The sequence below is a fragment of the Brevibacterium sp. 2SA genome (genome assembly GCF_005502845.1).
Lineage (GTDB): Bacteria > Actinomycetota > Actinomycetes > Actinomycetales > Brevibacteriaceae > Brevibacterium.
In genome coordinates, this window is the sequence record NZ_SCMW01000081.1 from 1 (window position 1) to 10847 (window position 10847).

Here is a 10847-nt window from a genome sequence, read left to right on the forward strand (position 1 = left end):
TCGAGCCTCGGCTACCGCACGCCCGCCGAAGCGCGCGCCGACTACACCCTTCAGGCCGCGATCGCCGCCTGATCCACAAAGAGATCGTCTACGAAACTTGACACAGCCCAGATCGTTCCAGTGTCGCCAACCGGTGCGACTTCCAGGCCGGGGACTTCTTCACTGCCATCCCCAGAAACGGCACCACCTACATTCTCAAGAGCGTCCTACAAGACTGGGATGACGAACGCGCCTACCAAATCCTGCGAACCTGCGCAGAACAGGTTCCCGCCGGCGCGAGACTGATAATCATCGGCAACTTCATCCCTGACGACTTCGATCGCAATGCCGCGGTCGGATATCTCACCGACATGTGCATGCTCGTCATCAGTGGCGGTCGGGAACGCACGCTCGACGATCTACGTCGCCTCCTAGACCGCGCGGGACTGCCGACCGCGTCCCTGTCCCACCGCCGCGTAGGACCGCTTACCGCTGTCGAACTCACGAGCGCGCCATGACGCAGACCACCCGCCCGTTCGATCCTGCTTCGGTTCTGGACCAGATCCTCTCCGGGCATCGACCAAGGCGAACAGCAGAGCAACCAACTCGCCCTACCCTCACTGCAGAAGAAGACGCCTTCCTTGACTCCGTCAGTAAGTGGTGTGCGCGGGGTGACCTCACTACCCGTATCGAATCCTCGTTGCAGATTCCTGACGACATCATTGCCGAACTCAGCAAACTGGGCGCATTTCGCATCACGATTCCCCAACAGTATGGCGGCCTTGGTTTTTCTGACTCCTGCTTGCTCGGGGCATTAGCGATCCTCTCAGCTACACACGCGACCTTGTGTGAGGTTGTCGCCGCTCATCAGGTGGTCGGGGCAGTCCGTCCGCTCATAGAGTTCGGCACCGCCGAGCAGCGCAATCGTTATCTGCCAGAACTCACACAGACTTCGTCTGCTTTCGCTCTCAACGAAGCAGCTGTCGGCTACGGGCTTGGCCCGCTAGGCACCACAGCGTGGTTCGACACCGAGATCAACTGCTATCGCATTTCCGGCACCAAGACTTGGATCACCAATGCGACCATCGCGACCCATGCAATCGTTGTAGTCGATGTCGCCCCGACACCACTTTCACCCGGAGGAGTAACCGCGCTGCTAATCAAATCCGACGACGTCGGAGTCACGCAGGGCCCGCTCAGTAGCTTCGCCGGAATGCGGGGACTGCCCAACGGACGTATCCGTCTTGATGACGCCCGCATCCCCGCAGATCGAGTCGTCGGTGCAGAAGGGCACGGTTTCGACGTGGTCCTCGGCTGTCTGAAACAGTGCCGTGCCGCTCTCCCCGTCGTGTGCCTTATGACAATCACGACATGCTTGCGCTCGGCGTCTAAGTGGGCGCAGGAGGAGCGCCAGGCCGACCGCGGCCTGCCTACCAACCCGCAGATCCAGGAACTCCTCGCTGACCTCATGGCAACGTCGACCGCTGCCAACGCCGTCGCCTGGTTCATACTTGACCGACATTGTGCGCCGACCGACGCCGAAGCCGCCAAACTCATACTCAGTGAACTTGCGTCACACGCGACCGACACGCTCCTCCAAATAGTCGGAGGCCGAGGATATGAAACGGCGTCCTCAGCCATCGCCCGCGACGATCCTCCGTTCGACATCGAACGTCTCTGGCGAGACACGCGCGTAACCCGCATCTTCGACAGCTCAACCCAAATGATCAAAGACGCCCTTGGCCAGCCCCTCGCTCAACCCCAGAGCACGCCACCTCTACCCGACTCCGAAAGCACCGACGCGACATCGTGGATCGCTGACCAAAGCGAGTTGCTCCGGCAAGCACGCTCGGCGCACCCGGAGAATGCGCACCGGCGTGCCATCGCGGTCAACTGCGCCTTGGAAATCTTCGTCGCGTACTGCGTCGAAGAGTACCGAACCTATCTCGGCGAACATCAAACTCCCACCACAACAGCTTGGACCGCGGTCCTTAACGAACTGCAGTCGCGACTTGACGGCCTTCTCCGTGACCTGAACGACGATCAACGACACAGAAGGCGAATGAGCCTGGCCGCTGAACTCACTGCTAGGCCCGACCTGCACGGTCGCAGTGCCTTTACTCATCCGCTCTACGAGATTGGCGCCAACCGATGACCCCCGCGATCCCTAGCGCCACCCTAATCGCCAATCCGCTGGCAACTATGATCCGCGCTGGCGACCTCACTCCGGAGGCACTGTGCCCCTTGCCGCAACATCTCGACGAACTCGTGTCAGCCAACTTCGCCTCAGCCACGCTCATGTTGCAACGTCATCGAGGCTCGCCCTTGGCCAGTTTCTATAAAGGCAACGTCGCCGTGGAACAGGAAGCACACCAGCTCCTCACCCCATTGCTCCAGGCCTTCAAACTGACTCGTGACGGATCTGCTTCTTTCGATGCTCTGGCCCTCGCTTATCCCGGCTTGATCGCACGAATCGCCGTATCAGGAACCCCATGGGACTACCCCGTGGCGTTTCTCCACCTGTGCCGACCCTCTACCCTCAACTACTTGCAACTGCACGAGGCGCTGAGCGCCACCGGCGCCTTCAGCGAACTGGAACTCGAACACTTCGCCTTCTTCGGCCACATAGAGGACGAAGAAATCGCTACAGTCCAGCAGCTAGTCACCGACGCTCCAGCAGACGCACTCGGCCGCGCGTACGCATTGGCGCAACAGCTGGCAACGCTGGAGCAAGTCTTCTGGGAGCGCATGGTCGTCCTCTGCACTGCGAAGGGAGCAACCAGTGACAGGCCTTCATGAGGTATCCGTGCATAGCAGTCCCGACCTCCTTGAACGCGCCGTCGCCATCATTCGGCAGGCCGGCTACCTCACCTTGGCAACCGTCAATCCGGCTGGTGCTCCCTGGGCCGCCCAACTACAGTATGCCTGGTTCGCTTCTCCGCTTAGCCTAGTCGTGGGATCCCACGTCGCTACCCGCCATTCAACAGATATCGCTGTGACACACCAAGCCGCCGCAGCTGTGTCGCTCCTGCCGGGAATGCCTGAGGGACCTGATGGACTCCAGGTTGCTGGACGCTGCACCGCACTCGCTGGCCCTGCCCTGGCCGAGCGAGTCGCCTACTTTTACCGACAGATGCACCCCGATCCTGCCAAAGCCTCCGAACTCGCACTTCGGCCAGAACAGCTCAGCGGTGACGCGATGCTTCGGCTATATGAACTACGCATGGAAGAAGTGTGGATCCTCGACCTCGACCGCTGGGCCCACGAGCAGATATCCGATCGAGTTCAGCTTGATCCGCAAGCAGTCAGTGAGGCTCTTCGTCGAGCGACGTCGCCAGAATATGCGCAGCGGTGAACACCATCCCATTGCGCACGCTCCACCGACCGACCAGGTCCTTCGCGCTAACGCCGGATCGACGGAAGTCGTCAACGAAGTGCGCAGAGAATGACCCCGATACCGGGTCAATATCCAGGCAACAGTCTGGATAGTTGATCCACTGGCCCGTAACCGGGAACCAGGCTTTGAATACGGCCTCTTTTGCGCTGAACAACACCCGGTCCCATGAGATCGTTCGATCCACGCTGCGGAGCCGTGGCAGCATGTCAACTTCGCGCTCGGTTGCGATCACGTCCAGTACTCCGGACGGGAGCGTCGAATCCGGTTCGACATCGATGCCCAGCGCGCGAAGCTTGGTGGATCGCGCGACAGCGGCGGCCCTCATGCCGGAACAGTGCGTCAGGCTCCCCACGACCCCTACCGGCCAGATGGGCTCTCGATGCGCTCCACACGGAATCTCAACCCCTGTGTAGCCAAGTCCCTCCAGAGCTGCCCGCGCACATTCGCGCGTCGTTCGGAACTCAACACGACGCTCGGGGCTTACGTGCTTGATGACGGCTTCCTCCAGCGGCCAGTGCCTCGCAACTGGTCGGTCCTCGCCGGTCGCAACGATACTGACGCATTCCGGCAACAGAACGCCAAACTCCGACCGCACCACCATCGCTTCAGCTTGCTACGGCGGGCCGTCTGGACGCAATCGGCCCAGTACCCTCAACGGCAAATCAGTGCACGGCAGTCCCGGTCGGACCGACGGCACAGCACCCCTGCGGTGCGGCCGTCGGGATGCGTTGACGACGAATGGCGGTCCGACATTACGCACCTTGATATTCCGAGAAGAAGAATACCCCAGGGGGTATCGAGCCCCGAAGAGCCCAGGAGGAAACGAAATATGTGCCGAGCTGTCACGTGCCGCCGATGTTCGAAGACGACCTGGGCTGGCTGCGGCCAGCATGTCACCCAAGTGATGAGGGGGATCCCGAGGCCGCAGCAGTGCCAGGGCCACGAAGGTGAGCCCCGCGAGCCGGGTTTCCTGCCGAAGCTATTCGGTCGGAAGTGACCGTCACGCGTGTACTCGTTCTTGGAGGTGTTGCCGGGGGCATGTCGTCGGCCACCCGTCTGCGTCGCCTCGATGAGTCGGCCAAGATTGTCGTGTTCGAACGCGTCAATTACGTGAGCTTTGCGAACTGTGGTCTGCCGTATTACGTCGGCGGAGTCATCAAGGATCGAAATGCGGTTCTAGTACAGACACCGGAGGCATTGCGTTCACGGTTTGAACTGGATATCCGCACCGGCCAGGACGTCATCGCGATCGACCCCGCGTCGCGAACCGTCACGGTGCGTGACGTACGCGCCCTCACCGAGACGACGGAATCATACGACTACCTCGTGCTCGCAGCAGGCTCTGTTCCGCGAGACGTGTTCGCAGGGGCCGCGGACGGTCCCGCAGTCGCTACCTTGCGCTCGATCGATGACGTCGGCCGCATCACCGCGCGGCTGGAAAGCGTCGGTGACGGTGTTCGTGCGGTCGTAGCCGGAGGCGGGTTCATCGGACTGGAAGCCGTCGAGAACCTGGCCCACCGTGGAGCGGAGGTCACACTAGTCCAGCATTCGCCTTACCCGCTAAGCCCGCTCAATCCAGAGATGGCCGCGACGGTGCTCGACGAACTCGCCACGAATGGCGTGACGGTTCATGTGAACTCGTCGATCACTGAGCTCACGCCCGAGGGTGTACTGCTCGACGATGGCACTGCGATAGCGTGCGAGCTGGTTGATCGATGCACGCGGAGTGTGCCCGGCATCGTCCATCGCGGCCCGGGCGGGGTTGCACGTCGGCCCGACGGGCGGCGTCGCCGTCGATGGGTGGCAGCGCACCAGCGACTCACGGATCCTCGCTGTCGGCGATGACACCGAGAAGATCGACGCCATCTCAGGCGAACCGGTACTGGTGACCATTTCGGGGCTGGCGAACCGGCACGGTCGTACCGTGGCCGACGTCATCGCCTTCGACGCCGGATTGAGCGCAAGCGAACCCGAAGCGGCCGACGACGCCGTGAGCACCGCGATCATCGGCGTCTTCACCAAGACCGTCGCCATGGTCGGCTGGAGTGAGCGTCAACTCGTCGCAGCGGGACGGGCAATACCGGCATACGCAGCCAAATGCCCAGCAGTCCTAAACGCACTGAAATCACCAGCCGCCAGGAGGATCTGGCACGCGGTCTTATCGCCGACTCCCGGCATCGACGTTAAGACCTGAAGAAGAGGGAGCGAATCAGCCAACTCAGCAGCTTCTGCCTCGATCTCGGCCCGTTCAACCTTCAACGCCTTGATTCTGGCGGCATGACGCAGCACCACCGACTCCGACGCCTCACTGCCCGGCACGGTCACCGTCTGCTCAGCCAGAGCCTCAAAGATCGCATCGATCAGGGCTGAGGGGTCCTTACGGGCATGGTTACGCGCCCACCGCTTCACTCCCGACTTCCCCGCCGCACGCAACCCGGCCGGACACCGATACCGAATCAACAGATCCAACACAATGCTCCTGGTCAACACGGTGCCTTTGAAAACGCGTTCCAGCGCGGGGTGGATCTGGAGCAGCAACGACCTCAGCCGGTTGATCGCTCGAGTGATGTCATGGACCAGGTCCTCATCGGTGCCGGCCAACACTTTGATATTAGCCAGGACATCCAATTCGCGGTCCACGGAGCGCAACGTGTGCGGCATCGTGCGCACAGTGTCGGCGATGATGAACGCATCCCTGGCATCAGTCTTCGCCTGCCCTGGATACAAGTCGGCGGCCTTGCGCATCGCCAACCCGGGTAGGTAGGCGATATCGGCAATGCGGGTTCAAGGGGTGGACGCAACACTTCCTCTCTGAAAGGAAGTGTTGCGTCCACCCCTTGAACCCGCCCCGTCTCTTGCGTCTCTTTTGTACGTTGCCGTGGCCGCACATGAGGCTCTCGAGCAAGGATTCATTGCGAAAGCTTGAAGCTCGAACGGCCGATGTAAGGATGATCCGTAGGAGACGATCGCCAATTTGTATGCGGCGACCAAGATCAGGAATGAAGCACACTTGACGGCGAGTGCAGCCTCGACGTGAAGGCTAGATAGTCTCGTGCAGTCTGGTTCGGTGGCGTTATTCAACGAACGGTCGTGAACTCTGTCAGTGCGAGAATCGCTCCGAGACTTAGCTCCGAAACTCGTGTCAGTACCTACGCGTACGCTCATTGAATCGAGGCTATTATGAGTGAAACCGGGAGGTGGAACACTATGCCATTTGCAACAACTGAAATCATCTCTCTCGAAGATGCACGTGGCCGTCATGTCGCTCTGATTGAAAGCATCAGCGATCTAGATGAGTTCAAAGCACGCGGCGAAGCTTATGGTGCTTGACCCCTGATCTTGGACACGCTGATTCCAGCACGATGCTGGGGAAGCGAGAATCCAAGGATGGCAAGGAAGAACTACACCGACGAGTTCCGGCGGCGGGCGGTGGACCTGTACGAGTCGACGCCTGGCGCGACGCTCAAGGGCATCGCGGGCGATCTTGGGGTCTCGCGGGGCGCGTTGAAGGAGTGGATCGACAAGCTCGGCTCCGGGACGACTGTCGGCGGTGGCATGGCGGTGCCTGATGGGCCGCGGCCGGAGTCGCAGGCGGCGCGGGTGGCCCGGCTCGAAGCGGAGAACACAGCGCTGAAGGCCGAGGCCCGCAAGCTCGAGACGGAGCGGGACATACTCCGTCAGGCGGCGAAGTATTTCGCCGGGGAGACGAACTGGTGAACCGCTTCCAGTTCGTCGAGGACCACAAGGACGCCTACGGCGTGAAGCGGTTGTGTGAGGTCATTCAGATCGCCCGATCCTCGTTCTACGCGTGGCTCGCAGCCGCGCCAGGACGAGCCAAGCGTCACGCTGCGGACGCGGCGTTGGCGGCGCGGATCCGGGTGCTGCAGGATCCCGACCAGGGCGGCGACCGCGCGTATGGTGCACCGCGGATCACCGCTGACCTCAACGACGGCGTCGCGCCGATCGAACGGGTCAATCGCAAGCGGGTCGCCCGGGTGATGCGCGAGCACCAGCTCGCCGGAATCCGGCTGCGACGCCGAGTGAAGACGACGATCCCGGACCAGTCGGGCAGGCGCTTCCCGGACCTGATCGAACGCGACTTCACGGTCGGCGAGCCGAACCGCAGGTACGTGGGAGACATCACCTACCTGCCCATCGCGGACGGCTCGAACCTCTACCTCGTCTCGGTGATCGACCTCGGCTCCCGCAAGCTTGCCGGCTGGCAGGTCGCCGACCACATGCGCACCGAGCTCGTCGAGGACGCCCTCCGCGCCGCGGCCCGCGAGCGTGGCTCACTGGCCGGCGCGATCTTCCACAGCGACCACGGCTCGGTCTACACCTCGAAGGCCTACGTCAAGCTCTGCAAGGACCTGAAGGTCATCCAGTCCATGGGAGCGATCGGGACGAGTGCCGACAACTCACTCGCGGAGAGCTTCAACGCCGCCCTCAAACGTGAGCTCCTCGCCGGACGCGCGGCGTTCCCGGACCAGGCCACCGCCTACCGGGCCGTGTTCCGCTGGGTGAACCGCTACAACACCCGCCGACGCCACTCCGCGATCGGCAACATCAGCCCGAACACCTACGAAGCCGCCGCATCCGCTACCCTCGCGGAAGCGGCATAACCGAACCGACACCGTGTCCACGATCGAGGGTCAAGGCCCTATGTCTTGAGTGATGACGATCAGGCTCTGTATGACGATCTGATGGAGCTGGAATACCTCATTGGAGATTGATCGTTCCTCGCTGGAAACCCAGGCTACTGACTTCGCGCAACGGCTGACTAAGACAGTGCACGCGGTGGCGCCGCAATGTGATCCGTTCAAGGCTCTCAACGTTGAAGGCACTCCGCGTGTTTCTGTTCGTCAGAATCCGTCGGTCGGCATTCCTCTGGCCGTGGACGGGCAGCCGTTCCTCAACCTCAAGGTGGACTATCGGTGTTGCCTCGACGGGGATGGTGATTTCCTGGCAGTCGAAAAATCCAAGATCGCGGTCGTCCCGATGGCCGGCACCGGTCCGATTTTCCGATACGAATACGACCGGAACTCAGGTAAGGTTCCTTCTGCGCATATGCATGTTCATGCTCATCGGGATGCGTTCACTTTCTTGATGGCCAAAGCAGGGCAGGGCACGCGCCGGGCTCGCTCGCGTGCTGATGGCAATACGGTCCCATCGTTGCAGAGCATCCATTTCCCTCTCGGCGGTCACCGCTTCCGCCCTTGCCTCGAAGACGTGCTCGAGACTTTGATAGAAGAGTTCGGGGTGGACAAGCAGGAGGGCACGATGGAGGCGTTGAAGGAAGGGCGAGCTGAGTGGCGCCGGACGCAAACACGCGCCGTGGTGAGAGATGATCCGCACTCGGCTATAGATGTTCTTCGAAAGTTGGGTTACCAGGTCGAGTGGGCATCTGAGGGTGCCCCTCCCCCTGTGCGGTGGGAAAGGCTCAAACAGCACTGACAGTCGCGCCGATAAGCCACCCGCATCGCGCCTTAACTTGAGGCACCCACCAATCTCACCAAATCGCCGATCAGTTTCGAGACCGACTTCCGGCCGAGCCGCCTAGATCCGAGTGTGACATCAATAGAGCTCTTGTCGCGAACTTTCACATGCGGGCGACCGGCCGATGTGTACTCGCCCCTGAGCTCTAGGCCATCAATCGATTTGACCTCGACTTCCGCGATGTCACTCACCCGCATTAGGTTTAGTTCACTGTCTCGTTTCCCAGCGGCATCATCTTTCTCATGGTAACCGCTGCCCGACGCCACGAAGCTACTACTGATCGCAACATACTGGATGGCCTGTCTTGTAGTCGTAGATTCGCCGAGTGAGAGGAACGCCCACATGAGGTCATCGTTGTCGGGTAGCGAATCCGCCAATAAGTGAATCGCAGGGTAGAACACGTAGTCCCGTGTTTCTTCTTCGAGGAGTTCGTAATCCAGGCCGTTCTGGAGCATCAACCGGAGGATGCTGTCGCAACTGAGACCCATGGTGATCTCCGTTCTGTGAGGATGTTCACAAGCTACAAGTCGGGCCTGACATGAGTTCGCGATCGCCGAGCTGAACCACAGGACATGGTGCAGATGCTTCCCGCACAGACATGTCTACTAGGTCATTCGTGTCGCTCTTTGAGGCAAGCGTTGCCACCATGAATCGCGACGTGATTGGTGGCTCAGTTGAGCCACCTGGACCGACCCCTGTGTCAAGCCCCGGGTTTCGTAGAGGCTCTTTTTCTTGGTTTCCTAAGCAGCCACGGGTTCTGCCGCGGACTGGTTGACCCATTCAGAATGGACCTCGATCGGCGGACGGTACCCGACCGCTGAATGCAACCGCTCCTGGTTGTACCAGGCCACCCACGCAGACGTCTCCGCGAGCACCTCGATCAATCCTGACCACACCCGTCTGTCGATCAGCTCAGCCTTGTACACCGAGTTCAGAGCCTCAGCCATCGCATTGTCATACGAATCTCCGCGCGATCCCACCGACGCGACAAGCTCGGATTCCGCGAGAGCCTCGCCATAGCGAATCGACCGAAATTGAACCCCACGGTCGCTGTGGTGGACCAGCCCCGACACATCTTCACCAGCCCGGAATTTCGCCGCTAGCGCCATCGTCAAAGCGTCCCTGGCCAGCGACTCCCGCAGATGGTTCGTCACCTGCCAGCCCACGATCTCCCTGGTGAACACATCAAGGATGAACATCGCGTACACCCACCCAGCCTGCGTCGGCACGTACGTGATATCGGCGACCCACAGACAGTTCGGACCAGCAGCCGTGAACTCACGGTCGACGAGATCGTCCGGGCAGTCCTCAGCCCTGGCTGAAGCCGTTTTCGGACGCTTCCGTCTCCGCCGGATCCCGTCGATGCCCAACTGGGCCATCAACCGCTCCACCGTGCACCGGGCCACCGGCCCGAACTGGTCGGCGTAGCCGCGGTTGATCGCCTTCCACATCTTCCGTACTCCGTAGCAGGAATAGTTCGCCTCATAGACATCCTGGATCACCACCATCAGAGCCTGGTCCCGTCGGGCCCTGGCTGATGGTTGACGTTTCTTGTACGCGTAATACGAGCTCACAGCAATCCGTGCAGCAGTCCCGGACAAGGCGCGCACGATTGGCTCGACTCCGAACTCGTGTTTGTTCTCGTCGATAAAACCGACGACTACTTCGATGGGCGGTCGAGCTCCGCCGCGAAGAAAGCCGACGCCCTCTTCAGGATCTCGTTGGCTCGTTTCGCCTCAGCCAGCTCTGCCCGTAGCCGGCGGTTCTCCGCTTCCAGGTCGACTGACTCAGTCGGTGTGGCTTTACCGGAGTCCTTGTGCTTGCGTACCCAAACTCGCAGGGTCTCTTTGCTCAGGCCGAGTTCTGGGGTGTGACACTTCTCGTAGACAGTCGTTACCAGGAAGGCACGACAGGGAATCATGTCTACGAATCGCAGGACGTTCACGCCGGAGTTCAAAGCCGACGCGGTCCAGTT

General features: G+C 61.1%; 11 protein-coding genes and 1 other annotated feature. Of the genes, 6 read left to right on the forward strand and 5 right to left on the reverse strand.

The window, feature by feature from the left end:
- Positions 1–493: 493 nt before the first annotated feature.
- Together FFS20_RS17045 and FFS20_RS17050 are read left to right on the forward strand one after the other, a co-directional pair.
- On the forward strand, positions 494–2134 hold the full coding sequence (locus FFS20_RS17045) for an acyl-CoA dehydrogenase family protein (protein WP_137826974.1): 1641 nt from the start codon (positions 494–496) through the stop codon (positions 2132–2134).
- Positions 2131–2778, forward strand: coding sequence for a hypothetical protein (locus FFS20_RS17050; RefSeq protein WP_137826975.1), 648 nt, complete (start codon positions 2131–2133; stop codon positions 2776–2778). Before FFS20_RS17045 ends, FFS20_RS17050 begins: the two co-directional genes overlap by 4 nt.
- 506 nt (positions 2779–3284) lie before the next feature.
- Here the strand turns inward: FFS20_RS17050 and FFS20_RS18495 are convergent.
- Entirely contained in the window at positions 3285–3977 is a 693-nt protein-coding gene (locus FFS20_RS18495; RefSeq protein ID WP_137826976.1) for a 4'-phosphopantetheinyl transferase superfamily protein, read from the reverse strand.
- A 392-nt stretch (positions 3978–4369) separates the two neighbouring features.
- Between FFS20_RS18495 and FFS20_RS17065 the strand changes: the two genes are divergently transcribed.
- Entirely contained in the window at positions 4370–5221 is an 852-nt protein-coding gene (locus FFS20_RS17065; protein ID WP_283202141.1) for an FAD-dependent oxidoreductase, read from the forward strand.
- Between the two features lie 207 nt (positions 5222–5428).
- On the opposite strand, the gene FFS20_RS17070 is transcribed toward FFS20_RS17065, so the two are convergent.
- The gene (locus FFS20_RS17070) at positions 5429–6154 is read right to left on the reverse strand and encodes a transposase (protein WP_349290535.1); all 726 of its coding nucleotides are present in this window, start codon (positions 6152–6154) and stop codon (positions 5429–5431) included.
- Positions 6155–6583: 429 nt separating this feature from the next.
- Here FFS20_RS17070 and FFS20_RS18500 point away from each other — a divergent pair, with 429 nt between their 5' ends.
- The 3 genes from FFS20_RS18500 (at position 6584) to FFS20_RS17080 (ending at position 8830) form a co-directional block, all read left to right on the forward strand.
- Positions 6584–6706: a hypothetical protein gene (locus FFS20_RS18500; protein ID WP_283202142.1), complete on the forward strand. Its 123-nt coding sequence runs from the start codon at positions 6584–6586 to the stop codon at positions 6704–6706.
- 57 nt (positions 6707–6763) lie between these two features.
- A protein-coding gene (locus FFS20_RS17075) for an IS3 family transposase (RefSeq protein ID WP_137826983.1) occupies positions 6764–7998 on the forward strand; the annotation gives its coding sequence in 2 pieces (ribosomal slippage) (positions 6764–7073 and positions 7073–7998; 1236 coding nt in all).
- Positions 7999–8098: 100 nt separating this feature from the next.
- Positions 8099–8830 (forward strand): hypothetical protein, encoded by a 732-nt coding sequence (locus tag FFS20_RS17080; protein WP_137826979.1) that lies wholly within the window; start codon positions 8099–8101, stop codon positions 8828–8830.
- 32 nt (positions 8831–8862) lie between these two features.
- On the opposite strand, the gene FFS20_RS17085 is transcribed toward FFS20_RS17080, so the two are convergent.
- The 3 genes from FFS20_RS17085 to FFS20_RS17095 all read right to left on the reverse strand — a co-directional run.
- On the reverse strand, positions 8863–9327 hold the full coding sequence (locus tag FFS20_RS17085; protein ID WP_137826980.1) for a hypothetical protein: 465 nt from the start codon (positions 9325–9327) through the stop codon (positions 8863–8865).
- 285 nt (positions 9328–9612) lie between these two features.
- Entirely contained in the window at positions 9613–10542 is a 930-nt protein-coding gene (locus FFS20_RS17090) for an IS3 family transposase (RefSeq protein WP_137826981.1), read from the reverse strand.
- Positions 10444–10572: a sequence feature (AL1L pseudoknot), on the reverse strand. (Overlaps the previous gene by 99 nt.)
- The coding region (locus tag FFS20_RS17095) for a transposase (protein WP_212743373.1) at positions 10533–10847 on the reverse strand (315 nt) is incomplete at its 5' end. Its footprint overlaps the feature before it by 40 nt. The genes FFS20_RS17090 and FFS20_RS17095, both read right to left, overlap by 10 nt.

What these genes read in the sequence shown, in the direction of transcription:
- FFS20_RS17045 (WP_137826974.1), top strand. Translation starts at nt 494, where the DNA reads ATGACGCAGACCACCCGCCCGTTCGATCCTGCTTCGGTTCTGGACCAG.
- FFS20_RS18495 (WP_137826976.1), bottom strand. Translation starts at nt 3,977, where the DNA reads ATGGTGGTGCGGTCGGAGTTTGGCGTTCTGTTGCCGGAATGCGTCAGT.
- FFS20_RS17050 (WP_137826975.1), top strand. Translation starts at nt 2,131, where the DNA reads ATGACCCCCGCGATCCCTAGCGCCACCCTAATCGCCAATCCGCTGGCA.
- FFS20_RS17085 (WP_137826980.1), bottom strand. Translation starts at nt 9,327, where the DNA reads ATGCTCCAGAACGGCCTGGATTACGAACTCCTCGAAGAAGAAACACGG.
- FFS20_RS18500 (WP_283202142.1), top strand. Translation starts at nt 6,584, where the DNA reads ATGCCATTTGCAACAACTGAAATCATCTCTCTCGAAGATGCACGTGGC.